This is a genomic window from Gordonia sesuvii (assembly GCF_036350415.1).
GTDB classification, from domain to species: domain Bacteria; phylum Actinomycetota; class Actinomycetes; order Mycobacteriales; family Mycobacteriaceae; genus Gordonia; species Gordonia sesuvii.
Window position 1 is genome coordinate 606,127 of the sequence record NZ_JAZDUF010000002.1, and the last position, 24,536, is coordinate 630,662.

Below are 24,536 nucleotides of genomic sequence, written 5' to 3' on the forward strand. Positions count from 1 at the left end.
CGCTGCGCTTTCACCCCTTGCGCTTTGACCCCATGCGCTTTCACCCGTTCTCGCCGTCACCCCTCCAGCCTACGAGGCGGGCTCACCGACCGACCATCCGCAGCGCCTCCGGCACCAGGTCGTCCCGCGCGGCGTCCAGCCAGACGATCCGGTGGTCACGACGGAACCAGGACCGCTGCCGCCGCACGTAGCGGCGCGTGCCGACGAAGGTCAGTTCCTCGGCGGTGGCCATGTCGTATTCGCCGTCCAATGCCGCGAGCACCTGCGCGTATCCGATGGCGCGCGACGCCGTTCGCCCCTCACGCAGGCCCACCTCACAGAGCCCGCGCACTTCATCGGCCAGCCCGAGCTCGAACATCTGCCGCGTGCGCTGCCGGATGCGCTCGTCGAGGGCTGTGGTGTCGCGGTCCAGCGCGATGATGCGGGTGTGCCACCGCGGGTCACCGATGGTGGGTGCGGACGCGGCGAACGGCTCGCCGGTGAGTTCGACCACCTCGAGTGCGCGCACGATACGTCGGCCGTCGGTGTCGAGGATCGAAGCGGCCGCGTCCGGGTCGACCTCCGCCAGCAGCCGGTGCATGGCAGCGACGCCGAGTTCGGCGAGCATCGTCTCGTACCTTGTCCGAACCTCGGGGTCGGTGGCCGGGAACCGCCAGTCGTCGAGCAGACCCTGGATGTACATCATCGACCCGCCGACGAGGACCGGCACCTTGCCCTCGGCGAGCAACCGCTCGACGTCGGCTCCCGCCGCGCGCTGATGCCGGGCGACAGTGGCTGTCTCGGTGACGTCGAGCACGTCGATCTGATGGTGCGGGATACCCCGCCGCTCATCGACCGGCAGCTTCGCCGTGCCGATGTCCATGCCGCGATACTGCTGCATGGCGTCGAGATTGACGATCTCCCCGCCGAGGCGTCCGGCGAGGTCGAGGGCGAGGTCGGACTTCCCCCCTGCCGTCGGCCCGACGATCGCGATCGGCGCGACGGCGGGCCTCACCGCGGAGTCCAGGACGCGACCACGTAGCCGACACCGAAGGGTGCAGCACGGTAGGTGACCTGCGTGTTCAATGTGCGACCCGCACACAGTTCCGCGGCAACCTGCCAGGCCGGTCGCCCGCCAACCCCGGCCGCGGCGCAGTCGTCGACGGTGAGCTCGGCGAGTGCTGCGGTGTCGGCGGACCCGATCGCTTCGTCGATCCGCTGCTGTAGTTCGACCGCTTCGGGCCGCAGACCCCCGCCGGGGGCACGCGCCGACAGGGCCGTCGACCCGTCGGCGACGACGAGGACCCCGACAGGCGTCGAGTCCCCGTCGACGCGTTCACGCAGTTGCGACCCCACGGCGGCGCAGTCCGCCGGCGACGCGTCCGGCGCGACGGTTACCGGTTCGACGGTCACGGGTTCGACGCCGCCGGTCCCGGCCTCGGCGCGTACCCATCCCGCGATCAGCATCGACAACGGCAGCCCCGGACCGGTCCCGCGGAACTCGGCCCCGTCCAGCGTGACCGGGACGTCGACTCCGTAGGCGGCGAACGTCCCGGCGCGCCCCACCTGCGTCGACGCCGGGTCACGCGCTCCGATCGCCACCCAGGTCGTGGCTGCGCCGGCGAGTTCTCGCCCGACCGCGAGGGTGGCCGCCCGCACCGGTTCGGTATCCATCGCGTCCGGACCCGCCAGCGCCGGAACCAGCAGCGGGGCACTCGGGACGAAGACCACGGACGCCAGCACGCCAACGACGCTAGCCGACCTCACACCCGCGCAGCCCACCCCGTCACGCCCGAATGTCGCCGCAGCGCCCCGCATCGGCATCTGACCTGGTTGAATGGTGAGAGCCCGGGTCGCCCCAACGCCGGCGAACGGGCCTCGACGAGACGGCAGCCGTGACGCGCGGCACCAACCTGCGGGAGAGGGCACCTGCACATGACGAATCCGACCGACCCGACACCTGCCTCGGACCCTGCGGCGGTGCCGCGTCCGGGACCACCCAAGCCTCGCCCGATGCCCAAACCCGGCCCCCGTCCGGGACCCCGGCCCGGCGCGGCCGAGGTCCACCCGCTGCCCACCCCGGTCCCGTGTGGCGACCCGCATGAGTTCGGCCGGATTGATTCCGACGGCGTCGTCTGGCTCAAGGTCGGAGGCTCCGAGCGGCAGATCGGTTCGTGGCAGGCCGGTTCCGTGGAGGACGGCCTCGCGCATTTCTCCCGCAAGTTCGACGACCTCGCCACCGAGGTGGAGATCCTCGAGGAGCGACTCGCCGCCCGCTCCGGTGATCCCCGCAAGGCCCAGGCCGCTGCCCGGCACCTGCTCGAGACGCTCCCGACAGCCGCGGTGATCGGCGACGTGAACGCCCTCGAGCAGCGTTTGACCGCGATCGTCGGCAGCGCCGACGAAGTCGCCGACTCCATCAAGGCCGAACGCGAACAGGTTCGGGCGACCGCGATCGCCCGCAAGGAGGAATTGGCCGCCGAGGCCGAACAGATCGGCGCCGAGTCCACCCAATGGAAGGTGGCCGGCGACCGCCTCCGAGCGATCCTGGACGAGTGGAAGACCATCAAGGGCGTCGACCGCAAGACCGACGACACGTTGTGGAAGCGCTACGCCAAGGCTCGCGATGCGTTCAATCGTCGGCGCGGCGCGCACTTCGCCGAACTGGACCGTGAACGTGCCGGTGCGAAGGCGCGCAAGGAGGAGCTCATCCTCCGTGCCGAGGAGCTGTCCGGCTCCACCGACTGGGGGCCGACGTCGGCGCGATTCCGCGAGCTGCTGACGGAGTGGAAGGCGGCAGGTCGCGCGCCGCGCGACTCCGACGACGCGCTGTGGCAACGCTTCAAGGCGGCCCAGGACGTCTTCTTCTCCGCACGCAATGCGGCCAGCTCGGAACGGGACAGCGAGTTCGCCGCCAATGCGGCCGCCAAGGTGTCGCTGCTCGACCACGCCGAGCGCGCCATCGACCCCTCCGCCGATCTCGATGCAGCGCGGCGCGAGCTCCGCAGTTTCCGCGAGCAGTGGGACGAGATCGGCAAGGTGCCCCGCGACCAGATGGGCTCGCTCGAAGGCCGTGCGCGCGCGCTGGAGAAGCGCGTCCGCGACGCCGAGGACGCCCAGTGGCAACGCACCGACCCCGAGGCGCAGGCGCGCGCCGCCCAGTTCGCCGATCGCGCCGCCCAGCTCGAGGATCAGGCGCGCAAGGCGGAGGAACGGGGCAAGGCCAAGGATGCGGCAAAGCTGCGTGAGCAGGCGGCGCAGTGGAAGGAATGGGCCGACGCGGCGGCGAGCGCGATCGCGGACCGCTGACACGACGGCAGCGGTTCTCCGGACCAGGTATGGGCAGGACCAGGTTCGACCAGGTCAGCGTGGCGCGGTCAGTCCGCCGAGGATCTCGATCGCCGATTCTGACAGCGGCCGTGACCTTCTGGTGGTCTCGTCCACGCCGACGATGACCGTCTTCGCCGTCGCGACACACCGCTCATCCTGAAAAATCGCCTGCTCGAGCACGATCGAGCTGCGTCCGGTCGACGCGACACGGGTCCCGACGATGACCTCGCCCGGCCACGTCATCTCGGCACGGAAATCCAGTTCCAGCCGGGCGATGACGAACGAGCTGCCCGGTTCGACGAGCGGGGCGAGCGGATCGTAGAGCACCGCGACGCGACCGGATTCCAGGAACGTCGCGAACACCGCGTTGTTGACGTGACCCTGACGGTCGGTGTCGGCGTAGCGGATCTTCTCCGTGACGTGCGCGGGATAGTCCTCGGCGCGGTGGGCGTCGTCGCTCACCCTTCTGGGTTCGCGTCGGGCCGGTGTTGCAGCGACCGGGCCAGCGCGTCACGGGTGGCCGCCTCCTTGCGGCGTTCTTCTTCCAGCGCCAGTTGATAGGTGCTCCGGGCCCAGACGACGCGAGCCCAGTGGAAGGCCAGCACCAGCACCGCCAGCCAGGCCACGATCAGGCCGATGCCGACACCGGACGGAGGCACCACACCGCCGACGCCCGGCGTGTTACGCGACCACCACGCCAACATGCCGGCCACGCACGCCACGGCGTTGCCACACAGCGCGGCCCAGGCGAGAACCCATCGCCGCGTCAGCAGCGCGAGGACGGACGCACCGATCCCGAAGATCGCGACCAAGTAGACGAACACGATCGAGGTGATGGTCACCCGCTCGGCGTCGGCATCGGGGGCGAAGGTCAGTACCTCGATACCACTGGCAGAACCGGTGTGCGGCAACACCATCGACAACATCGCGACCAACACTGCGACGGCGACCACCACGCCACGCAGACCGGGATCGATCTCACCGGCCACCTTGCGTTCTGTCTTGCGCAGCTCGGTCTCGTAGGCGGCAAAGCCCCCTGCACCGACTGCTCGCTTCTCGTCTCGTTCGTCTCGAGCACTCATCAGCCACATCCTCCTGCACATCCCACGGTGACCGGTTCGGGCGACGCCGCACCGATGGTGGGCATTCCGAGGCCCACCCCGACCGGCGGCGTGGTGGGCAACCGACTCGCCTCGTGGGCGTCTCCGGCGCGAGTACGGCGGTGAGACGCGACGCCGGCATCGGCGATCAAGTGGTGCGGGGCCGCTCCGGTGACATGGGTCGTCACGACGTCACCGGGACGGATGACCTGGGCCTCGCGATCCTGACCGGCCGCGAAGTGGACCAGCCGACCGTCGCGAGCACGGCCGGTCATCCGGCCGGTGTGCGCCGACTTGCGGCCCTCATCGGCCACGACCAGCAGTTCCACCTCGGTCCCGAGCAGTTTCTCGTTCTCGGTGAGACAGATCTGCTCCTGCAGGGCGATCAGACGCTGGTATCGCTCGCCCACCACCTCGGCCGGCACCTGATCGGGCATGGTCGCGGCGGGCGTGCCGGGCCGCGGAGAGTACTGGAAGGTGAAGGCACTGGAGAACCTCGCCGCGGCGACCACGTCGAGGGTCTGTTGGAAGTCTTCTTCGGTCTCGCCCGGAAATCCGACGATGATGTCGGTGGTGATGGCCGCATGCGGCATCGCCGCACGGACCTTCTCCAGGATGCCCAGGAACTTGCGCTGCCGATAACTGCGCCGCATCGACTTCAGCACACGATCGGAACCCGACTGCAGCGGCATGTGCAACTGCGGACACACATTCGGGGTCTGGGCCATCGCGTCGATCACGTCGTCGGTGAACTCGGCCGGATGCGGTGACGTGAACCGAACGCGTTCGAGACCGTCGATGTCGCCGCAGGCCCGCAACAACTCCGCGAACGCACCGCGGTTACGCGGCTGATCGGGGTCGGCGAAGGACATGCCGTAGGCGTTGACGTTCTGTCCGAGCAAGGTCACCTCGAGGACTCCCTGGTCGACGAGCGCCTGCACTTCGGCGAGGACGTCACCAGGCCGACGGTCAACCTCTTTCCCGCGCAGCGACGGCACGATGCAGAACGTGCAGGTGTTGTTGCATCCGACCGAGACCGACACCCAGCCGGAGTATGCCGAATCCCGCTTGGCCGGCAGCGTGGACGGAAAGCGTTCGAGCGATTCGAGGATCTCGACCTGAGCCGAGTCGTTGTGGCGTGCCCGGTCGAGCAGGGCGGGCAGGGACCCGATGTTGTGCGTTCCGAAGACGACGTCCACCCAGGGCGCCTTGCGTAGCACGGTGTCCTTGTCCTTCTGCGCGAGGCATCCGCCGACCGCGATCTGCATGCCGGGTCGGTCCGTTTTGACCGGTGCCAGATGTGACAGATTGCCGTAGAGCTTGTTGTCGGCGTTCTCCCGGATGGCACACGTGTTGAACACGACCAGGTCGGCAGCGCCCCCGTCGTCGGCCTTCACGTACCCGGCGTCTTCGAGGAGCCCGGCGATGCGCTCGGAGTCATGAACGTTCATCTGGCATCCGTAGGTACGAACCTGATAACTCCGGGCCGAGACCGCATCGGTCTGCTCGCCGGAAGCCGGCACACCGCGCCGCTCGGACAACTCGATACTCACAATTCCAGGGTACGGGCCTGCGCAAATCGACCTTTCGGTGTGCCGTGGGACACCTCGTCGACACTCCGTCCGATGATCTCGGACGACGTGAGTCCGGGACACTGGCTGCCACCCGCACTATGGTGAAGGCATATGACGACATCGCGGACCGGCCGGCTCGTCACCACGCTCGTCATCGTCGCCGTCGTTGCGTCCGGATGCTTCGGCTCGGATCCCCGCAACCTCCTCGACTCGATCCGCGACGGATCAGTGGTGCTCGGCACCAAGTTCGATCAGCCCGGTCTCGGCATCCGCAACGCAGACGAGTCGGTGACCGGCTTCGACCCCGCGGTCTCGACCTTCGTCGTCGCGCGAATAGCCGATTCGCTGGGTGTGTCCGAGCCGCGAAGCCGGTGGCGGGAGACACCGTCGACACAACGCGAGACGCTGATCGACAACGGCCAGGTCGACATGATCGCCGCGACGTACTCGATCACACCGGAGCGCGCCGAAGAAGTCGATTTCGCCGGCCCGTACCTGGTCAACTACCAGGGGTTGCTGGTTCGCGCCGACGACGAGTCGATCACCACACTCACCGACCTCGACGAGGGCAAGACCCTGTGCTCGGTCACCGGCTCCACCTCGGCACAGAATGTGACGGCGCAGCTCCCGTCGGTGCAGTTGGAGGAGTACGACACCGCCTCGAGCTGTGTCGAGGCGTTGCGACGTGGCCGCGTCGACGCCCTGACCACCGACGAGGTGATCCTCGCCGGCTACGAGAACCGGTATCCCGGTGAGTTCACCCTCGTCGACATGACCTACCCCACCGACGCCTGCGTGGACGGCACTCTCAAGCGGGCCGGTACGCCCTTCTCCACCGAGCGCTACGGGATCGGCCTGGGCGCCGGGCAATCCGAAACGGTGACCGCGGTCAACGAAGCGCTGGTGACGATGATGGAGCCCACAGCGGACGGACGTTCCCCCTGGGAGCGAGCGCTTCGTGACGCGATCGGCGACGCCCAGGTCGACCGCATGATCGCCCGTGCCGCCGAGCCGGGTTCGCCGTTCGACTTCACCCCCGATCCCGGGGATCTCGACTTCCTCGAGGAAACGACCGTCCCGTGCGAGACGGAGCCTCGCTGACCATCACGGCGGCGAAGCCGCACTGATGTTCAGCGCGCGGTTGTTCAGCGCGCGGTGGCCGCGTCCAATGCCTCGGTGACCACCTCGATGGCCATCGACTGCGGATAGCCGCGCCGCATCAACATGCCGGCGAGCCGCCGGAATACCCCGTCACGTGTACTCGGGTCGTGGTGCAGCCGGTCGATCTGGACCGCGGTGAGCTTCTTGGCGACCAGTTCGGCTGCGACGGCGCGTTCGTCGGCGGGGTCCAACTCGGCCAGCGTCGTCTCGACGACACCGGGATCGATGCCTTTGGCACGCAGCTCCTGCCGCAGCGCGACCCTGCCGCGGGCGGAATGCGCGTGCCGTGAGCGCACCCATTCGGCGGCGAACTCCTCGTCGTCGAGCAGATGGTGCTTGTCGAGCCGACCCATCACGTCGTCCACGGTGTCTTCGTCGAAACCCTTGCGCGACAGCCGGTCGATCATCTCCTGCCGAGAACGGGCACGGACCCCGAGGAGCCGGAGTGCCGCATCCCATGCGCTGGGTCCGGTCCGCTCCTCGGGGTCCGGGGTGCCGGTCATCTCCTGGATCAGAACTCCACCGGCGCCGGCGCGACGTCATCGGCATCGACCACTGCCCCGATGCCGAGCTTTTCCTTGATCTTCTTCTCGATCTCGTCGCGGATGTCGTCGTTCTCGATCAGGAACTTGCGGGCGTTCTCCTTGCCCTGGCCGAGCTGGTCCCCCTCGTAGGTGAACCACGAACCGGACTTACGGATGAAGCCCTCGGCCACGCCCATGTCGATCAGCGAGCCCTCCTTGCTGATGCCATGGCCGTAGAGGATGTCGAACTCGGCTTGCTTGAACGGCGGCGCGACCTTGTTCTTGACGATCTTCACCCGAGTGCGGTTGCCGACCGCGTCGGTGCCGTCCTTGAGCGTCTCGATGCGTCGAACATCAAGCCGGACAGACGAATAGAACTTCAGCGCCTTGCCACCGGTGGTGGTCTCCGGAGAGCCGAACATGACGCCGATCTTCTCGCGCAACTGGTTGATGAAGATCGCCGTCGTCTTGGAGTTGCTCAACGCGGAGGTCATCTTGCGCAGCGCCTGGCTCATCAGTCGCGCCTGCAGGCCGACGTGGCTGTCGCCCATCTCGCCCTCGATCTCGGCCCGGGGCACCAGCGCGGCCACGGAGTCGATGACCAGGATGTCCAGAGCACCGGAGCGGATCAGCATGTCGGCGATCTCGAGTGCCTGCTCACCGGTGTCGGGCTGCGACACCAACAGCGCGTCGGTGTCCACGCCGAGCTTGGCGGCGTAGTCCGGGTCGAGGGCGTGCTCGGCGTCGATGAACGCCGCGATCCCGCCCTGCGCCTGGGCATTGGCGACCGCATGCAGCGCCACGGTCGTCTTACCCGAGGACTCCGGGCCGTAGACCTCGATGATCCGGCCACGCGGCAGACCACCGATGCCGAGGGCGACGTCCAGCGAGATGGAGCCGGTGGGGATCACCTCGATGGGCTGACGGGTCTCCTCGCCGAGCCGCATCACCGAGCCCTTGCCGAAGTTCTTGTCGATCTGCGCGAGAGCCAGATCGAGCGCCTTCTCCCGATCCTGCGGTGCTGGTGCCATGAGATTCTCCTCCGAACTCCGGCCGGTGCGGCCGTGGATTGTGGGTCTGCTGTTGTGGATGAGTTGATGTGCACGCTAGCCGGGGGGTCCGACAGAATTCGCTCACATACCGTCTGGCCTCATGTCTGTGTCGGCCGCGGGTTCCGGTTACGTGTTCCTAGGACGCATCAGGACCCGTTGTGGTTCCGTCGAACATCAGAATGAACGAACATGTGTTCGATGGCAAGCGTGACACGCCTGCGGATCACCAGCGTTCGCGGGGGACGTCGAAGTCGCGGCAGATGGCCACCCAGACGTCCCGCGGATCGAACCCGTCCTCGATCGCCTGCGCACCGGTTCTCCCGCCGAACTCGATCAGGACGTGGTCGACGAGGATGGAATCCGCAGACCGCTCCCCGAATTCGGCGGTGATCAGTTCGGTGAACTCCGTCAGACGCACGCGGCCAGCCTACCCACGACGCCGCATCACTTCGCGCACGATCCGCACCGGGTCCACCACCCCGCTTGCCGACGCCGACACGTCGCGCGCCGCCACGGCGAACCCCGGATCGGTGAGCACCTGACGCGCCGCGAGCGCCATCGATTCCACCGTCGGCGGCCGCACCAGCAGTCCACTGCCCTGCCGCGTCACCCGGTTGGCCAGCTCCCACTGATCACCGCCGCCGGGCACCGTGACCACCGGGACACCCGCGGACAATGCCTTCACCAGCATCCCGTGCCCACCCCCGCAGATGACCAACGATGTGTCCTGCAGGATCTCGTCCTGGCGGGCGTTGCCGACCACCACCCGCTCCGATTCCGCCACCCCGTCGGGTCGCTCCAGCGCCGAGACCACCACCCGCACAGTCATTCCGAGAGACGTCTCGGTGAGCGCGGCGAGCGCCGTGGACGCCAGGTCCGCGGTCCCGGTCGCCGCGGTGGACGGCGCGACCAGCACGAGTGGTCCTGCGGCAGACGGGCGGGTGAAGGTGGCGTCGGTGGGTTCCCACAGCAGTGGTCCGATCAGGTGGGTGTCCGACGGCCAATCGGGGCGCCACACCTCGAGCGCGGGCAGTGTCGCCACGAACCGGGCGATCGGTACCCCGGCCGCACCGGTGAGACCGATCTCCGCGCGTGCCCGCGACCGCTGTCGTTCCCCCACCCGTAGCGAGCGTCCGGTGGCTGCGCGCATAGTCGCGTCGCGCAGCCGGCCACGGACACCGACCCCGGGTTCGAGGCCGGCGCCGATCGGCGGGCGTCCGCGTGACGGCCGGTAGAGCGGATGGGGCGACAGTTCGATCCAGTCGATGCCGGCGAGTTCGGCTGCCCAGGCGCCGCCCACCGTGATCACGTCCGAGATCACCAGATCGACACCGGCCGTGGCCAGCTGCGGCGCCAGGGCCACCGCGATCCGCGCCGCCCGTCGACTGAGCTTGGCGCCGGCGTCCGCGTCGTCGTCACCGTCCACGGCGGCGAGCCCGGGCAACTCCGCGACGTCGACTCCGCACCGCAGCGCGGGCGCGCACCACCGGGCGCCGGTGTAGACGATCGATTCGAAGCCGGCCGCATTCAGGCGCTCGGCGAGCGCAAATGCCGGAAACGCATGTCCCGCATCGGGTCCCGCGACAACGGCGATGCGCAAAGAAGACCTCCCACGCTGGTGGGAGGTCTTCTGCGGTGGTGTTCTCAGTTGCCCGGCTGTCTCAGTTCCCGGTTTGCGGGGGCTGCTCGGTGGCCGGCTGACTCGTCGGCGGCGCGGGCTGGGCGTTGGGCTGTGCCGCCGCACCCGAGGACGGCAGTGCACCGCCGGACATGCTGGCGCGGATCTGCTCGAGACGAGCGTGGCCGGCCATCTGGACACCGGCCTGCTCCACCTCGTGCATGCGGCCCTGCACGCTGTTGCGTGCGAGATCGGCCTGACCGAGGGCGTTGGCGTAGCGACGTTCGATCTTGTCGCGGACCTGGTCGAGATTGGGGGTGTTGCCGGGGACCGACAGTTCGCTCATCTGGTTGAGCGACGCGCTGACCTGCTCCTGCATCTTGGCCTGCTCGAGCTGGCTGAGCAGCTTGGAACGCTCGGCCAGCTTCTGCTGCAACATCATCGCGTTTCGTTCGACGGCTTGCTTGGCCTGCTCGGCCGCCTGCAGCGACTGGTCGTGCAGCACCTTGAGATCCTCGACGCTCTGCTCTGCGGTCACCAACTGCGCGGCGAACGCCTCGGCGGCGTTGGTGTACTCCTGGGCCTTCTGCGTATCGCCGGCCGATGTGGCCTGATCGGCGAGAGTCAGTGCCTGTCGGGTGTTCGCCTGCAGCTTCTCGATCTCCTCGAGCTGCCGGTTCAGCTTCATCTCCAGCTGGCGCTGGTTTCCGATGACCGACGCGGCCTGCTGCGACAGGGCTTGATGCTGGCGTTGCGCGTCCTCGATCGCCTGCTGGATCTGGACCTTCGGGTCCGCGTTCTCGTCGATCTTCGCGTTGCCGAGTGCCATCAGGTAGCGCCACAACTTCACGAACGGGTTCGCCATGCTTCGAGTCAACTCCAAAGTCCGGTGTTCGGGCGGTGTGTTACCAATCTAGCCGGTGTGAGCGACGCGGGGCGATGGGTCGCGTCGTCTGTGCAGCCGACCTCAGGCCGCGGCGAGCGCCGACTCGGCGCGACCTGCGGGGCCCGGGATGACCACCTTGGCGTCGAGCACACCCATCTCGCCGGCGGCCACGGCATCCGCGGCACCCACGAGGTGTTCGCTGCCGGCCGGGAGCATCGCGTGCCCCACGTCGAGCAGGAGTTCGGCGATCTCGACATCGAGCGCATCGCAGATCGCGGCGAGCAGTTCGCTCGACGCCTCCTTCTGACCCCGTTCGACCTCCGAGAGGTATCCGAGGCTGACACGGGCATCGGTGGACACCTCGCGCAGGGTGCGGCCCTGCGCGGTACGCACCCGGCGCAGGCTGTCGCCCAGCGCCTCACGCAGTAGCACTGCCATCGAGGTCCTCCTCACTGCTCGCAGTCTGGACAACGGCCGGACGCCGCCGGGAGTTCCCGACGATTCAGACGCGTCGTCCGTGCCGACGACAGTAGTCGAAGAATCCGGCGGCTGCCGCGTGGCCCCACCGGCGACGTGTTGCGCCGAGGGCGAACATCCGGCGGGCCGGTCAGTGACGCGGTGATGCCGCGGGGCTGCCGCCCGTCCGACGAGGTCGGCCGGGCGCCGCGCGACGCCGCAACACCAGTGCCTGCCAGACGTACTCGCCCCCGGTGACCACGGTGACCAGCACCGCAGCCCCCATGATGATCGCTGCGGCCACGTGCCAGGCGCCGGCGAGGGGAAGTAGATACAGGCCGATCGCGACGGCCTGCAGAAGCGTCTTCAACTTGCCACCGCGACTGGCGGGGATCACGCCGTGACGCAGCACCCAGAACCGCAGCGCGGTGATGCCGAGTTCGCGGATCAGGATCACGGCGGTGACCCACCAGGACAGGTCCCCGAGGATCGAGAGTCCGACGAGCGCCGAACCGATGAGTGCCTTGTCGGCGATCGGATCGGCCATCTTGCCGAAATCGGTGACCAGTCCCCGCTCGCGAGCCAGCCGACCGTCGTATCGATCGGTGATGGCTGCGATCCCGAAGATGACCGCAGCCGCGATCCGCCAGGCGGTGTCGTGGCCGCCACCGATGAACAGGGCGGCCACGAACACGGGAACGAGAAGGATTCGAAACACCGTGAGCGCATTGGCGATGTTGACCACCGGCACCGGGTCGACCGGATCGGTGATGTGGTCCGGTCCGCGACCGGCGCCGGAGAGACCGTGTTCCTCGACGGCGCGACGCATGCGTTCGGTCATGATGCCCCGATCCGCTGTGGCCGCGTCCTGACCCGGCGATACTGCTCACGCACGGTTCCAGCGTATCTGCCCCGGGTTGCCGCTCCGTGCGCCCGGGTCGCGATCGGTACTACTGTGTGGTCCCATGCCCCCTGTCGCCCCTGAGCCGGCGTCGCCCCCGCCGGCCTCTGATCCTCCGGAATCGAGTGCGGCAAGCACGGACTCGGCTCGTCGCGGCGAACAAGGCGATGTGACGATCCGCCGGGCACGCACCTCCGACGTCCCGCGGATCAAGGAGCTCATCGACCAGTACGCGGGCCGGATTCTGCTCGAGAAGAACCTCGTGACGATCTACGAGTCGGTTCAGGAGTTCTGGGTGGCCGACCGCGACGGTGTGGTCGTCGGCTGCGGCGCCCTGCACGTGTTGTGGGCCGATCTCGGAGAGGTCCGAACGGTTGCGGTGGACACCTCGTTCGCGGGCCGGGGCGTCGGCCACCGGTTGGTCGCGCGACTGATGGACGTCGCCCGGGATCTGCAACTGTCCCGGGTGTTCGTGCTGACCTTCGAGACGTCGTTCTTCGCCCGCCACGGATTTCGCGAGATCGAGGGCACCCCGGTCACCCGCGAGGTGTTCGAGGAGATGTGCCGGTCCTACGACACAGGCGTCGCCGAGTTCCTCGACCTGAGCTACGTCAAACCGAACACCCTGGGCAACACCCGCATGCTGGCCTCGCTCGATTGATTGACACCCCCGAACCGATCCCGACGGGAGCAGACCATGGCGATCTTCGCAGTCCACTACACCTATGAGCCGGCGAAGGCGGCGGTCCGGGACGAATACCGGCCGCTGCACCGGGAATGGCTCGGCGAGGAGTTCCGCGCCGGGAATGTGCTGACCTGCGGGCCCTATCCCGACGGCACCGGCGCCCTCATCCTCATCCGCGCGGATTCACTCGACGGCGCCGAGGCGTTCCTGGCAAACGACCCGTTCAACGCCCACCGAGCGGTGGACGGTGTCCGGGTCGTCGAATGGACCCAGGTATACGGGCCGTTCGACTCCTGACACCGTCCGTGCCCGAGACCGGAAAGCCGGCGTCAGGTGTCCGACGGCGGTCGGGTCTCCGACGACGTCTGGGGATCCGACGGCGACCGGGCATCCGACGGCGACCGGGTATCCGACGAGGGCCCGGTGTCGGATGGTGACTGGCCTTCCGACGGCGGGTCGTCCGACTCCGCCGACTCCGCCGTGGCCGGTTGTTTCGCTGCCGGTTTCTTCGAGCTCATCAGGCTCGCCACGGTGGTGATGATCAGCGTGAGGATGATGACGCCCAGTGAGACCGGCGTGGACACCTCGGGCACCGAGACGTGCTCGCCACCGTTGATGAACGGCAGGGTGTTCTCGTGCAGGGCGTGCAGGATGAGCTTCACACCGATGAACGCGAGGATGAATGAGAGTCCGTAGGACAGGTAGACGAGCCGGTCCAGCAGGCCGCCGATCAGGAAGTACAACTGGCGCAGACCCATCAGGGCGAACGCGTTCGCGGTGAACACCAGGTAGGGCTCCTGGGTCAGACCGTAGATGGCCGGAATGGAATCAAACGCGAACAGCAGGTCGGTGAAGCCGATGACAATCAGGACCATCAGCATCGGGGTGGCCATCCGCTTGCCGTTCACGCGGGTGAACAGCTTGTCGCGGTCGTAATCTTCGGTGGTGCGCAAGCGCTTCTTGACGAAACGCTCCAATCGCGATTCCCGCTGCTCCTCGTGCTCGACCGGGTCGTCGCTTTCCTTGACCAGCTTGATCGCGGTGTAGATCAGGAAGGCGCCGAACAGATAGAAGATCCAGGCGTAGGCATTGATCGCCGCGGCGCCGACGGCGATGAAGATCGCACGCATGATCAGCGCCATCACGATGCCGAGCAGCAGCACCTTCTGCTGATACTCCTTGGGCACGGCGAACTTCGACATGATGATGACGAAGACGAACAGGTTGTCGACCGACAGCGCCTTCTCGGTGACGTAGCCGGCGAAGTACTCACCACCGTAGGTGCCGCCCCACTGCCACCACACGAAGAGTCCGAACAGGATCGCGATCCCGATGTAGACCGCGGACCACGATCCGGATTCCTTGAGGGACGGGGCGTGGGGCACCCGGACGTGTGCGAAGAAGTCGAACACGAAGAGTCCGGCTATCACCACACAGGTGACGATCCAGACGGTTACCGATACATCCATAGGGGCGATCTCCTCCAGCGCGCAGCACTACGGTTGCGATGCCAGAGGTCTCTCCCGCCGGGATCTCGCCGCTGCGCTGCCATCGTGCGAACAAGGTTCCCGACCGACGAATCCGGGTCGCTCCCGGCGACGACGATCGGCGTCGCACCGGGCAGCGGCCGTACTGACGGAGACGCCGCAGGGTTGGGGATACTCCCCTCTTCGATCGTCGCCCAGCGTAGTACACGTGCGCGTAGGGTTGCGACCATGCCGCGCTCGACGCGCCCGGCGTCCGTCGACGACATCCATGCGGTCGCGACCGGTATGCCCCATGTCACCGACGCAGGCGATCACGCCGATCGGCCCGTGTACCAGGTCGGCAGCAAGTCGTTCGTGTTCTTTCGGACACCGCGGCCGGATGCCGTCGACCCGGACACCGGTGAACGCTACGACGACGTCGTGGTCATCTGGGTGGCCTCCGAAGCCGACAAGCTCGCACTCGTCCAGGACGCCGACTCACCGTTCTTCACCACACCGCACTTCGACGGTCATCTGTCGGTCCTGCTGCGCACCTCACGGGTCGGCGAACTCACCCGCGACGAACTCGCCGAGGTGATCCAGGATGCGTGGCTCAGTCGTGCGTCGAACCGGCGAGCGCAGGCGTGGCTGGCCGAGCACGGGTTGGGTTAGCACAGTCCCTGAACCCACTGGTCCCTGAGGAGGCCCGGAGCCTGCGAAGGGCCGTCACGAAGGGCCCCCTCCGAGGCTCGTCGCTACCGCTCCTCGCGCCTCAGGGAACGGTAGGAAGTGCCAGCCCCTCGCGCGGGGACCCCACGGATCTACTCCGCGTCGCCACCATCCGCGCCGCCACCCGTGATCGATGCGATCACCCCGGCGAGGTCCTCGGGCTTCACCAGCACCTCGCGCGCCTTGGAGCCCTCACTGGGCCCGACCACGCCGCGGGTCTCCATCAGATCCATCAGTCGTCCGGCCTTGGCGAACCCGACCCGGAGCTTGCGCTGCAGCATCGACGTCGACCCGAATTGGCTCGACACCACCAACTCGATGGCCTGCAGCAGGTCATCGAGATCGTTGCCGATGTCGCCGTCGATCTCCTTCTTGTCGCCGGCCTTGGCGGTGGTGACGCCCTCGGTGTACTCCGGTTCGCTCTGCTCGCGGGTGTAGTCGACGACGGCGGCGATCTCCTCGTCGGTGATGAACGCACCCTGCATGCGGATCGGCTTGTTGGCACCCATCGGCAGGAACAGGCCGTCGCCCATGCCGATGAGCTTCTCGGCGCCCGGCTGGTCCAGGATGACGCGCGAGTCGGTCAGCGACGACGTGGCGAACGCGAGCCGCGACGGCACGTTCGTCTTGATCAGACCCGTGACGACGTCGACCGAGGGACGCTGGGTGGCCAGCACCAGGTGGATGCCCGCGGCGCGCGCCTTCTGGGTGATCCGGACGATCGCGTCCTCGACATCGCGCGGGGCGGTCATCATCAGGTCGGCGAGCTCGTCGACGATGGCCAGAATGTACGGGTACGGCGTGTACACCCGCTCGCTGCCCAGCGGGGTGGTGATCTCCCCCGACCGGACCTTCGTGTTGAAGTCGTCGATGTGGCGCACCCGCGACGCCTTCATGTCCTGGTAGCGCTGCTCCATCTCCTCAACCAGCCACGCCAGCGCCGCGGCCGCCTTCTTCGGCTGCGTGATGATCGGCGTGATGAGATGCGGAATGCCCTCGTACGGAGTCAGTTCCACCATCTTGGGGTCGATCAGGATCATCCGCACGTCGTCCGGTGTCGCCCGCGACAGCAGCGACACCAGCATCGAGTTGACGAAGCTGGACTTACCCGAGCCGGTCGAACCGGCGACAAGCAGGTGCGGCATCTTGGCGAGGTTGGCGCTGACGAAGTCGCCTTCGATGTCCTTGCCCAGACCGATGACGAGCGGATGCGTGTCCTTACGAGTCTTCGGCGCCTTGAGCACGTCGGCCAGCCGCACCATCTCACGGTCGCTGTTGGGCACTTCGATGCCGACCGCCGACTTGCCCGGGATCGGTGCGAGCAGACGCACGTTGTCGGTGGCCACGGCATAGGCGATGTTGCGCTGCAGGGCGGTGATCTTCTCCACCTTCACGCCGGGACCCAACTCGACCTCGTAACGCGTGACCGTGGGTCCCCGGGTGTAGCCGGTCACCGCGGCGTCGATCTTGAACTGCTCCATGACACCGGTGATGCGATCGATCATGTCGTCGTTGGCACGACTGCCCTGTTTCGGCGGATCGCCGTCGACGAGCAGGTTCGACGGCGGGAGCTGGTACTCACCGTCGGTGGCGCGGTCGATCAGGCCCGCCGAACCCACCTCGGGCTCGGCCGGGGCGGCCGGCGCCTGGTCCGCCTCGCGCTTCGTGCGACTCTTGCGGGACCTGGCGGGCGCCGGTGCCTGCTCGTCGCGGCCGATCTGCTCGGTGACCTCATCGTCGAAGGGCACCGTGGTCGCGGCGGCGAAATCGGCCGCGTCGACGTCGGGGTCGACGGGTCGCCGCCGCCGCCGTGCCGGTCGCACCGGATCGAGGTCGGGTGGATAGTTGTCGTACGGATCCGAGGAGTAGCGCGACCCGGTCTCGAGGACCTCGGTCGCCCCGCCATCGAGGTCGTCTGCATCGGAACCAACTGCGTCGGAGCCTTCGAGGTCGTCTGCGTCGAGGTCGTCCCACGGTGCCACGTCGTCGACGAACTGGTCACGGCCCAAACCGAGATAGCCGACGACGGCGTCGATCACCTCGCGAACGGTCTTGCCGCTGAGGATCAGTGCGCCGAAGGCGATGCAGAGCACCAGGATCGGCACCGAGATCCACGCCGTGACACCGTCGGTCAACGGGGTGCCGACGGCGAATCCCAGGAATCCGCCCGCCGACGAGCGTCCGGGCAGATCCACCGGCGCTCCCGCGACGAGGTGGACCAGACCCAGGACCGGGAGCACGATCAGTAATCCGGCGCCGAGGTACCGGGCCCGCTGCTGCGGGTTCGGCGGGCGGCGCATGAGCACGATCGACAGCACCACGAGCGCGATGGGCACCACCACCGAGGCGGAACCCAGAATCGCCCGGCAGAGCGCCTCGATGAACGCACCGACCGGTCCCGCCGCCCCGAACCACACGCTGGCGCCGACGAGCAGACCCGCAGCAAGGACCGCCAGTGCCGCACCGTCACGCCGGTGCGTGTGTCCGCTCAGGTCCCGCGCGGTTCCGGTCGCCGGTCGCCGATGGGCGCGCGCGCCACGATCGGGCATGTCCTCGACGATCGGGCCGTCGAGATCGAATCCGTCGTCGACGCTGTCCGCGTCCACCGGGTCCACATCCATCTCGGCGACGTCGCCCGCCACGGTCGCCGCCGGACGCGGCTGCGGCCCCCCGCCGACGCGGGCCAGGCCGCCGACTCCGCGCGCCATCAGCGACCACCCGGCACCCAATCCGCGGCCGACCGCAGATGCACCGCTGGCCGCGATGGACCGCCGGTGGATGTCCGCGGACGCATCGGCCTGCTGTGGCCTGCGGCGCGTCGACGTCTGCGTGCCCCCCGAGCGTCGCGAGGAACCGGTCCGCACGGTTCCCGCCGTCGCCCGCGATGCGGAACTCCGCGTGGTACCGGCCCGTGTCCCCCGTGCACCCGACTTCGCCGACCCGGCGCGCGAACGTGCCGGCGCCTTGGTGGTGGTTCCCTTTTTCCGGGCACCGGCGGTTGCTTTCGAAGCCATGCGGACAGACTAGTCGTCCGTGGCCACGCCAGTCACATGGGCAACACTGGTAACTGCAGTTGCGTGTCGGATTCGTGATGTCCCGGGATGCTCAGAGCCCACGCTTGGCATCGCGAACGGCGGCAACCGCCCGGTCGTCGCCTTTGAAGACCACGTCGACGGGTGCGCGTCCGAAGGCGAAGAGCACGAGTTCACCGGGAGTGCCGATCACGGTCACCTCGTCCCCGGACCCGAGCGTCACCAGGTCGCGACTGTCGCGGGTGCGGAGGGTGACGCGGGCCGGAGAGTTCTTCAGGGTCATCCTGCTCATCGACTTCGCGGGCGTGACCAGCGCTTGCTGCAGTTCGTCGGAGAGCTCACGCGGCGTCCAGGTCTGGTCGGGGCGCGCAGCTCCGCGCAGTACGTCCTCGTGGTGGACGAACATCTCCGCGAGGTTGGCCCACCGGTCCACGAGCTTGAGTGGCGAGTACACCGGGGGCCCGCCGGCGAGCTTGTCCAGTAGCTCATCCCATGGTTCGTCGGCTGTCGCGGCGCGAACCTTCTCGGTGTGGCCGGCGAACGCGGGGATCATGATCCCCGGGGCGGTGTCGGGTCGGCGTTCGCGTACCACCAGGTGAGCGACGAGATCCTTGACCGACCAGCCGGCACAGAGGGTGGGGGCGTCGGGCCCCACGGACCGCAGGGTGTCGACGAGGGCTGCTCTTTCGGCTTGTGCGAGGCTCACCCGACCACCGTAGCGTCCGTCGACACCAAGCCGGGGTGGCGCGATTCGGCGGCGCAGGCCGGACGCCTCAGGAACCGACGGCGAGCACCGTCGGCACGATCATCGGGCGTCGCCGATACGTCTCGGCAACCCACCGACCGACCGCGCGCCGGATCGTCTGCGCGATCCGATGCGCGTCGGTGATGCCCTCGGCAGCGAGCGAGTCGAGTGCCTGGTTGACCAGGTCCGCGGCGGCCTTGAGGGCGTCCGGGTCGTCGGAGAATCCTCGACCGGACACCTCCGGTGTGCTCACGGCGCGTCCGGTGGCCGCGTCGATGGCGACGGTGATGGCAATGAAACCGCCCTCCCCCAGCACCAGGCGTTCCGACAGGGTCGACTCCCCGACGTCGCCGACCGACAGACCGTCGACGTAGACGTGGCCGACGGGTACGCGGCCGGTGATCTGGGCGCGGCCGTCGACGAGGTCGACCACCACACCGTCCTCGGCGAGGACCACCCGATCCTCGGCGACCCCCGTGGCCACGGCGAGCGCCGCATTGGCCCGTAGGTGACGCCATTCCCCGTGGACCGGCATGGCGTTGGAGGGACGGACGGCGTTGTACAGGTACAGCAATTCGCCGGCCGAGGCGTGGCCGGACACGTGCACTTTCGCGCTCTGCTGGGTGATCACCGTGGCGCCGCGCTTGGCGAGCCCGTTGACCACCGCGAACACCGAGTTCTCATTGCCCGGGATCAGCGACGACGCCAGCACCACGAGGTCGTCGGCGCGGATGTTGATCTGCCGGTGTTCACCCCGCGCCATCCGCGACAGCGCGGACAGCGGTTCACCCTGCGAGCCGGTCGAGATCAACACGAGTCGATGGTCCGGAAGGGTTGCGGCCGTGTCGAGATCCACCAGGACGCCCTCGGGCACCGACAGATAGCCGAGGTCCTGCGCGATCTGCATGTTGCGCACCATCGAGCGCCCGACGAAGCAGATGCGACGGTTGTGTGCGTGTGCGACGTCCACGATCTGCTGGATGCGGTGGACGTGGCTGGCGAACGACGCGACGATCACCCGCTGCCGTGCCCGTCCGATCACCTGGTCGAGGACGCCACCGATCTCCCGCTCGGGGGTCACGAAGCCCGGCACTTCGGCGTTGGTCGAGTCGACCAGGAACAGGTCGACACCTTCGTCGCCGAGTCGGCTGAATCCGGCGAGGTCGGTCAGTCGTCCATCCAGCGGCAGCTGATCGAGTTTGATGTCGCCGGTATGCAACGCCACCCCGGCGCCGGTGCGGATCGCGACCGCGATCGCGTCCGGGATGGAGTGGTTGACGGCGAAGTACTCGCAGTCGAACGGGCCGTGCGTCGTCCGCTCACCTTCGGTGACCTGCACCAGCTTGGGGCGCAGACGGTGTTCACGACACTTCGCCTCGACGAGGGCGAGGGTGAATTTGGAGCCGACCACCGGGATGTCGCTGCGCAGCCGGAGCAGGAACGGCACCGCACCGATGTGGTCCTCGTGGCCGTGGGTGAGGACGATCGCGTCGACGTCGTCCATCCGGTCCTCGATGTAGGTGAAATCCGGAAGGATGAGATCGACGCCGGGCTGTGCGTCCTCGGGGAACAGCACACCACAGTCCACGATCAGCAGACGACCGCCGTATTCGAACACGGTCATGTTGCGGCCGATCTCGCCGATGCCGCCGAGCGCGACGACGCGTAGACCGTTGCGCGGCGCCCGCGGCGGTGTGCCCAGGCGGTCGACCGCCGGCACCGACTCGGGCTGCTGTCCACGACCGCGGTTGTCGCCGCGGCGATCTCGGCGCTCGTGACGTCCTCCACCCGACCGCGACGCGGCGGGCTGCGGTCGATCCTGCCGCGCGGCAGCGTGTTTGGGCTCCGGGTTGCGACCCTGGGTCTGGTTGCGACCCTGGGACTGGCCGCGGTCCTTGGACTGACTGCGTTCCTGGGACTGCGTCTTCGAGCTTCCATCGCCCGGCTGTTCGGCAGGCTGCACGGGAGGTCCGGCCTGTCGGCGGGCGGCTCGGCGACGGCGCGTCGGTTCGCTCATCGGGTCAGGACACCCGCCGCACGCAGGTCCGCGATGAGCGCTTCGATCTGCGGACCACTCGCGGGCACCTGCGGTAGCCGTGGGTGCCCGACGTCAAGACCGAGGATGCGCAGCGACGCCTTCACCATCGACACACCGCCGAGCCTGCCCATGGCGTTCACGAGCGGCAGCATCGACGTGTTGAGTTCTCGCGCGGTCCGCATGTCACCCTTCTCGAATGCGATCTGCATCTCCCGCAACCGATCCGCGACCAGGTGGCCGATCACGCTGACGAATCCCGTGGCACCCACGGACAGCCAAGGCAGGTTCAGCGCGTCCTCACCCGACAGGTATTCGAGGTCGGTGGACGCGATGATCCCGGCCGCCGAGTGCAGATCACCCTTCGCGTCCTTGACGCCCTTCACACGCGGATGTTCCGCGAGCGCCAACATCGTCTCGTTGGCGATCGGTACCACCGATCGGGGCGGGATGTCGTAGAGCAGGACCGGCAGATCGGTCGCGTCGGCGATCGTCCGGAAGTGCGCGAGCAGCCCCGCCTGCGGCGGCTTCGAGTAGTAGGGCGTGACGACGAGAAGCCCGTGCGCGCCCACCTTCTCCGCCTCGATCGAGAATCGGACACTCTCCGCGGTGTCGTAGCTGCCGGCGCCCTGGGTGATGCGGGCCCGGTCACCGACGGCGTCGAGCACCACGCGAAGCAACTCGAGCTTCTCGGGCACGGTCGTCGTGGGCGACTCGCCTGTCGTGCCGGACACGATCAGACCGTCACACCCCTTGGACACCAAGTGGTCGGCGAGTTCTGCGGCCTTGTCCAGATCCAGCGCGCCCTCGGGAGTGAACGGGGTCACCATCGCGACGGCGACGGTCCCGAACGGGTGTTCCTGCGGCTGGTCTTGGCCTGCGTTCATGGTGCTCAAGGCTACCTTCTCCGCAGGGCGCATTCGCGTGTGGGCGCACTGTGTCGCGGCGCCGCCCCTCGGCGACGAAAGTCAGCCGAACGCCTGACGAAAGCCGAGGTGGCGGCGCTGTCGACTAACCTGCGCCGGACGTGGTCGCTGCCCGCGGCGTCGGCACCGCGTGTGGAATCTCGACAATCCGGCCACCGTGGGTCAGCACGAACAGGCTGTGCGGGGCAAAGCGTGTTCCCTCTTTACCGACGACGAGCCCGGCGGGCAGCAGTTCACCGGCCATGAGGACACAGGCCGAGCGTCCGTCGGCCGAGATCCGCCAGACCTGACCCGCGCCCCACGCGGCCACATACAGATTGCCCGCGCCGTCGCGTTTGACGTCATCGAGATGAGCCAGGGCGAGGTGCGCCGGGGGACGCCAGTACACGTGACCCCGCCCGGTCGTGGTGTCGATGGCGATGACCTTCGCGTCGACCGTGAACGTCTCGGTCACGTACAAGGTCGTGCCGTCCCTGCTGACTGTTCCGCCGTTGGTCCCACTGCCCTGGTAGAAACCCTTGATGACGTGACCGTTCGGCAGGATCTTGTCCAGCGACGCCGCGAGGTCGTTCGAGGCGTAGATGCTGCCGTCCGGACCCCGGGTCAATCCGTTGCCCTGCGAGACGAATTGCCGCGCGTAGCCCTGGAAACTGCCGTTGTCGGGATGCATGCTCATCAGCTGCCCACTGGGAATGAACTGGCTGAACGGCGTGAGGGTGGTGATCCCGTTCCCCACCACCATCCGGCCGTCGCGGTTGTTCACCACGCCCAGCGGGAACAGCACGAACGGATTGATGACCTGCGTGCGGCCCGGCTTGTCCATCCGATGCATGTTGGAACCGAGCCAGTTCGAGACGACCATGCGCCCCTTGTCGTCGAAGTCACCACCTTCGAACGTGGCGATGTCCTGGGTCAGCACCTTCGGCGGCCCGGCCTGCGCACACGGTGGCATCCACGTGGCCCGATGCGTCTGCGCGTCGACGGGCGACGCATGGCCCGCCGCGGCCACGACGGTCGCGGCGAAGGCGGCAACGCATCCCGCGGCGATCGACGTCATCACCCGACGTTGTGCCCGCCTGCCTCGCCTCGCGCCGGCACGGCCATCCCCCACAACGGTCATAACAGACATTTCTCCCCCTGATGCAGCCTGATTCGAGTCGTTCAGAACGCCGCGTCGACGCGACGTCCCATGATTTGATTCCCGACATCAGGCCCACGTCAGAACCGGGTCGAACACGCAGACCACATCACGGTGAACGATGCGCTGCCGCAATGTGTCCGGCGGCACAGCCACGGCCCGCTGAGACGGCCACCATCGCCGCCGTCGCGCGCGCTCGCCGCGGGGGTCAGCCCTCGAGCACGAACGGGGAGGTGGCGACCTCGGTGCCGTCCGAGAGCGTCCCGATCTCGAAGTCGCCGAACACGGTCGGCGCCACGTTCATCAGCTGACGCAGGCATTCCACCGCGAGCTGCCGGATCTCCACGTCGGCGTGCTCGGTTGCCCGCATGCCCACGAAATGCCGCCAGGCCCGGTAGTTGCCGGTGACGACGATCTTGGTCTCGGTGGCGTTCGGCAGCACCGACCGCGCGGCCTGCCGGGCCTGCTTGCGGCGCAGGATCGCATTCGGGACGTCCGCGAACTTGGCTTCGAGGGCATCGAGCAGCTCGGAGTACGCCTTGCGACTGGCATCGGTCGCCTCGGTGAACAGCGTCTCGAGTTCGGCATCCCCGCGGATGGCAGGCGGTGCGACGACATTCGCGTCATGCTCGGGGACGAACCGCTGGGACAGTTGCGAGTACGAGAAGTGCCGGTGACGGATCAGCTCATGAGTGCAGGAGCGGGAGATTCCGGTGATGTAGAAGGTGACCGACGCATGCTCGAGCAGCGAGGTGTGACCCACCTCGAGGATGTGGCGCAGATACCCCGCATTGGTGGCAGTCCGCGGGTTCGGTTTGTCCCAACTCTGGTAGCAGGCGCGGCCGGAGAACTCGACCAGCGCCTCACCGCCGTCGGCATCGGTGGTCCAGTCGACGTCGGGCGGCGGCGTGAACTCGGTCGAGGCCACCATCTGGACCTTCAGCGGTACCAGCTCGGACACGTCTTCTCCTCACCACGTCTGCACGGCGCACCCTCGGGTCGGCGGGTCGGACCGTCGATTGTCCCTCAGTATCGGACGTCGGGCAGCTCAACCCGCGACGGGGTCGACGACGGGTCCACGAACTCGTCGCCGAAGCCTGCTGGTCCGCGATGGCGGTCGCGGCGGTCACCCGATCCGTCTCCGCCTACGTGGCCGCCACCGCTCCCCGGTTCGACGGTCGGTGAACGTTCGGCAACTC

The 24,536-nt window shown here is 68.1% G+C and carries 25 protein-coding genes; 6 read left to right on the plus strand and 19 right to left on the minus strand.

Going from position 1 to position 24,536, the window contains the following annotated elements:
* Positions 1-82: 82 nt before the first annotated feature.
* Both miaA and VZC37_RS09485 read right to left on the minus strand, forming a co-directional pair.
* Positions 83-994 carry a tRNA (adenosine(37)-N6)-dimethylallyltransferase MiaA gene (miaA, locus tag VZC37_RS09480; RefSeq protein WP_330432203.1) on the minus strand — a complete coding sequence of 304 codons (912 nt, stop codon included), beginning with the start codon at positions 992-994 and terminating at the stop codon, positions 83-85.
* Positions 991-1,722 carry a class III extradiol ring-cleavage dioxygenase family protein gene (locus tag VZC37_RS09485; RefSeq protein ID WP_330432204.1) on the minus strand — a complete coding sequence of 244 codons (732 nt, stop codon included), beginning with the start codon at positions 1,720-1,722 and terminating at the stop codon, positions 991-993. The genes miaA and VZC37_RS09485 overlap by 4 nt, the downstream gene beginning before the upstream one ends.
* A 192-nt stretch (positions 1,723-1,914) precedes the next feature.
* Here VZC37_RS09485 and VZC37_RS09490 point away from each other — a divergent pair, with 192 nt between their 5' ends.
* A complete protein-coding gene (locus tag VZC37_RS09490; protein ID WP_330432205.1) occupies positions 1,915-3,288 on the plus strand; it encodes a DUF349 domain-containing protein in 1,374 nt (457 codons plus the stop codon).
* Between the two features lie 54 nt (positions 3,289-3,342).
* On the opposite strand, the gene VZC37_RS09495 is transcribed toward VZC37_RS09490, so the two are convergent.
* From VZC37_RS09495 to miaB, 3 genes are read right to left on the minus strand one after another with little or no spacing between them, the layout of a single operon-like run.
* A complete protein-coding gene (locus VZC37_RS09495) occupies positions 3,343-3,771 on the minus strand; it encodes an acyl-CoA thioesterase (RefSeq protein WP_330432206.1) in 429 nt (142 codons plus the stop codon).
* Positions 3,768-4,391: an Rv2732c family membrane protein gene (locus VZC37_RS09500; RefSeq protein ID WP_330432207.1), complete on the minus strand. Its 624-nt coding sequence runs from the start codon at positions 4,389-4,391 to the stop codon at positions 3,768-3,770. The genes VZC37_RS09495 and VZC37_RS09500 overlap by 4 nt, the downstream gene beginning before the upstream one ends.
* Positions 4,391-5,962 (minus strand): tRNA (N6-isopentenyl adenosine(37)-C2)-methylthiotransferase MiaB, encoded by a 1,572-nt coding sequence (miaB, locus tag VZC37_RS09505; protein WP_431309368.1) that lies wholly within the window; start codon positions 5,960-5,962, stop codon positions 4,391-4,393. The genes VZC37_RS09500 and miaB overlap by 1 nt, the downstream gene beginning before the upstream one ends.
* 132 nt (positions 5,963-6,094) lie before the next feature.
* Here miaB and VZC37_RS09510 point away from each other — a divergent pair, with 132 nt between their 5' ends.
* Positions 6,095-7,084 carry a transporter substrate-binding domain-containing protein gene (locus VZC37_RS09510; protein ID WP_330432208.1) on the plus strand — a complete coding sequence of 330 codons (990 nt, stop codon included), beginning with the start codon at positions 6,095-6,097 and terminating at the stop codon, positions 7,082-7,084.
* Positions 7,085-7,128: 44 nt separating this feature from the next.
* Here the strand turns inward: VZC37_RS09510 and VZC37_RS09515 are convergent, their stop codons facing one another.
* From VZC37_RS09515 to pgsA, 7 genes are all read right to left on the minus strand, one after another.
* Positions 7,129-7,647, minus strand: coding sequence for a regulatory protein RecX (locus VZC37_RS09515; RefSeq protein WP_330432209.1), 519 nt, complete (start codon positions 7,645-7,647; stop codon positions 7,129-7,131).
* A gap of 8 nt (positions 7,648-7,655) precedes the next feature.
* Complete coding sequence (recA, locus tag VZC37_RS09520) at positions 7,656-8,699, minus strand: recombinase RecA (protein ID WP_160902538.1); 1,044 nt, start codon at positions 8,697-8,699, stop codon at positions 7,656-7,658.
* A 244-nt stretch (positions 8,700-8,943) separates the two neighbouring features.
* A complete protein-coding gene (locus VZC37_RS09525) occupies positions 8,944-9,138 on the minus strand; it encodes a DUF3046 domain-containing protein (protein WP_330432210.1) in 195 nt (64 codons plus the stop codon).
* Positions 9,139-9,147: 9 nt separating this feature from the next.
* The gene (locus tag VZC37_RS09530; protein WP_330432211.1) at positions 9,148-10,320 is read right to left on the minus strand and encodes a glycosyltransferase; all 1,173 of its coding nucleotides are present in this window, start codon (positions 10,318-10,320) and stop codon (positions 9,148-9,150) included.
* Between the two features lie 61 nt (positions 10,321-10,381).
* Positions 10,382-11,203: a PspA/IM30 family protein gene (locus tag VZC37_RS09535; protein ID WP_330432212.1), complete on the minus strand. Its 822-nt coding sequence runs from the start codon at positions 11,201-11,203 to the stop codon at positions 10,382-10,384.
* Between the two features lie 102 nt (positions 11,204-11,305).
* The gene (locus VZC37_RS09540) at positions 11,306-11,662 is read right to left on the minus strand and encodes a helix-turn-helix domain-containing protein (RefSeq protein ID WP_330432213.1); all 357 of its coding nucleotides are present in this window, start codon (positions 11,660-11,662) and stop codon (positions 11,306-11,308) included.
* 169 nt (positions 11,663-11,831) lie between these two features.
* Positions 11,832-12,521 carry a CDP-diacylglycerol--glycerol-3-phosphate 3-phosphatidyltransferase gene (gene pgsA / locus VZC37_RS09545; protein WP_330432214.1) on the minus strand — a complete coding sequence of 230 codons (690 nt, stop codon included), beginning with the start codon at positions 12,519-12,521 and terminating at the stop codon, positions 11,832-11,834.
* A gap of 124 nt (positions 12,522-12,645) precedes the next feature.
* Between pgsA and VZC37_RS09550 the strand changes: the two genes are divergently transcribed.
* Both VZC37_RS09550 and VZC37_RS09555 read left to right on the plus strand, forming a co-directional pair.
* Positions 12,646-13,242: an amino-acid N-acetyltransferase gene (locus VZC37_RS09550; protein WP_330432215.1), complete on the plus strand. Its 597-nt coding sequence runs from the start codon at positions 12,646-12,648 to the stop codon at positions 13,240-13,242.
* A gap of 36 nt (positions 13,243-13,278) precedes the next feature.
* A complete protein-coding gene (locus VZC37_RS09555; protein ID WP_330432216.1) occupies positions 13,279-13,563 on the plus strand; it encodes a YciI family protein in 285 nt (94 codons plus the stop codon).
* A 32-nt stretch (positions 13,564-13,595) separates the two neighbouring features.
* Here the strand turns inward: VZC37_RS09555 and VZC37_RS09560 are convergent, their stop codons facing one another.
* Positions 13,596-14,735, minus strand: coding sequence for a TerC family protein (locus tag VZC37_RS09560; RefSeq protein ID WP_330432217.1), 1,140 nt, complete (start codon positions 14,733-14,735; stop codon positions 13,596-13,598).
* Between the two features lie 38 nt (positions 14,736-14,773).
* Between VZC37_RS09560 and VZC37_RS09565 the strand changes: the two genes are divergently transcribed.
* Both VZC37_RS09565 and VZC37_RS09570 read left to right on the plus strand, forming a co-directional pair.
* Positions 14,774-14,902: a hypothetical protein gene (locus VZC37_RS09565; RefSeq protein ID WP_330432218.1), complete on the plus strand. Its 129-nt coding sequence runs from the start codon at positions 14,774-14,776 to the stop codon at positions 14,900-14,902.
* Between the two features lie 79 nt (positions 14,903-14,981).
* A complete protein-coding gene (locus VZC37_RS09570; protein ID WP_330432219.1) occupies positions 14,982-15,404 on the plus strand; it encodes an MmcQ/YjbR family DNA-binding protein in 423 nt (140 codons plus the stop codon).
* A gap of 149 nt (positions 15,405-15,553) precedes the next feature.
* Here VZC37_RS09570 and VZC37_RS09575 read toward each other — a convergent pair whose 3' ends face one another.
* The 6 genes from VZC37_RS09575 to thyX form a co-directional block, all read right to left on the minus strand.
* Complete coding sequence (locus VZC37_RS09575) at positions 15,554-18,475, minus strand: FtsK/SpoIIIE family DNA translocase (protein ID WP_330432220.1); 2,922 nt, start codon at positions 18,473-18,475, stop codon at positions 15,554-15,556.
* 91 nt (positions 18,476-18,566) lie between these two features.
* Entirely contained in the window at positions 18,567-19,199 is a 633-nt protein-coding gene (locus tag VZC37_RS09580; protein ID WP_330432221.1) for a TIGR03085 family metal-binding protein, read from the minus strand.
* Between the two features lie 67 nt (positions 19,200-19,266).
* On the minus strand, positions 19,267-21,255 hold the full coding sequence (locus VZC37_RS09585) for a ribonuclease J (RefSeq protein ID WP_330432222.1): 1,989 nt from the start codon (positions 21,253-21,255) through the stop codon (positions 19,267-19,269).
* Entirely contained in the window at positions 21,252-22,160 is a 909-nt protein-coding gene (dapA, locus tag VZC37_RS09590; protein WP_330432223.1) for a 4-hydroxy-tetrahydrodipicolinate synthase, read from the minus strand. The genes VZC37_RS09585 and dapA overlap by 4 nt, the downstream gene beginning before the upstream one ends.
* A 124-nt stretch (positions 22,161-22,284) precedes the next feature.
* Positions 22,285-23,256 (minus strand): SMP-30/gluconolactonase/LRE family protein, encoded by a 972-nt coding sequence (locus VZC37_RS09595; protein WP_330432224.1) that lies wholly within the window; start codon positions 23,254-23,256, stop codon positions 22,285-22,287.
* Positions 23,257-23,545: 289 nt separating this feature from the next.
* Positions 23,546-24,298 (minus strand): FAD-dependent thymidylate synthase, encoded by a 753-nt coding sequence (gene thyX, locus VZC37_RS09600; protein WP_330432225.1) that lies wholly within the window; start codon positions 24,296-24,298, stop codon positions 23,546-23,548.
* Between the last annotated feature and the right edge of the window lie 238 nt (positions 24,299-24,536).

What these genes read in the sequence shown, in the direction of transcription:
- VZC37_RS09565 (WP_330432218.1), top strand. Translation starts at nt 14,774, where the DNA reads ATGCCAGAGGTCTCTCCCGCCGGGATCTCGCCGCTGCGCTGCCATCGT.
- VZC37_RS09535 (WP_330432212.1), bottom strand. Translation starts at nt 11,203, where the DNA reads ATGGCGAACCCGTTCGTGAAGTTGTGGCGCTACCTGATGGCACTCGGC.
- VZC37_RS09585 (WP_330432222.1), bottom strand. Translation starts at nt 21,255, where the DNA reads ATGAGCGAACCGACGCGCCGTCGCCGAGCCGCCCGCCGACAGGCCGGA.
- VZC37_RS09595 (WP_330432224.1), bottom strand. Translation starts at nt 23,256, where the DNA reads ATGACGTCGATCGCCGCGGGATGCGTTGCCGCCTTCGCCGCGACCGTC.
- VZC37_RS09500 (WP_330432207.1), bottom strand. Translation starts at nt 4,391, where the DNA reads ATGAGTGCTCGAGACGAACGAGACGAGAAGCGAGCAGTCGGTGCAGGG.
- VZC37_RS09490 (WP_330432205.1), top strand. Translation starts at nt 1,915, where the DNA reads ATGACGAATCCGACCGACCCGACACCTGCCTCGGACCCTGCGGCGGTG.
- VZC37_RS09550 (WP_330432215.1), top strand. Translation starts at nt 12,646, where the DNA reads ATGCCCCCTGTCGCCCCTGAGCCGGCGTCGCCCCCGCCGGCCTCTGAT.
- dapA (WP_330432223.1), bottom strand. Translation starts at nt 22,160, where the DNA reads ATGAACGCAGGCCAAGACCAGCCGCAGGAACACCCGTTCGGGACCGTC.
- VZC37_RS09570 (WP_330432219.1), top strand. Translation starts at nt 14,982, where the DNA reads ATGCCGCGCTCGACGCGCCCGGCGTCCGTCGACGACATCCATGCGGTC.
- VZC37_RS09575 (WP_330432220.1), bottom strand. Translation starts at nt 18,475, where the DNA reads ATGGCTTCGAAAGCAACCGCCGGTGCCCGGAAAAAGGGAACCACCACC.
- VZC37_RS09515 (WP_330432209.1), bottom strand. Translation starts at nt 7,647, where the DNA reads ATGACCGGCACCCCGGACCCCGAGGAGCGGACCGGACCCAGCGCATGG.
- VZC37_RS09540 (WP_330432213.1), bottom strand. Translation starts at nt 11,662, where the DNA reads ATGGCAGTGCTACTGCGTGAGGCGCTGGGCGACAGCCTGCGCCGGGTG.
- pgsA (WP_330432214.1), bottom strand. Translation starts at nt 12,521, where the DNA reads ATGACCGAACGCATGCGTCGCGCCGTCGAGGAACACGGTCTCTCCGGC.
- recA (WP_160902538.1), bottom strand. Translation starts at nt 8,699, where the DNA reads ATGGCACCAGCACCGCAGGATCGGGAGAAGGCGCTCGATCTGGCTCTC.
- VZC37_RS09510 (WP_330432208.1), top strand. Translation starts at nt 6,095, where the DNA reads ATGACGACATCGCGGACCGGCCGGCTCGTCACCACGCTCGTCATCGTC.
- VZC37_RS09555 (WP_330432216.1), top strand. Translation starts at nt 13,279, where the DNA reads ATGGCGATCTTCGCAGTCCACTACACCTATGAGCCGGCGAAGGCGGCG.
- VZC37_RS09560 (WP_330432217.1), bottom strand. Translation starts at nt 14,735, where the DNA reads ATGGATGTATCGGTAACCGTCTGGATCGTCACCTGTGTGGTGATAGCC.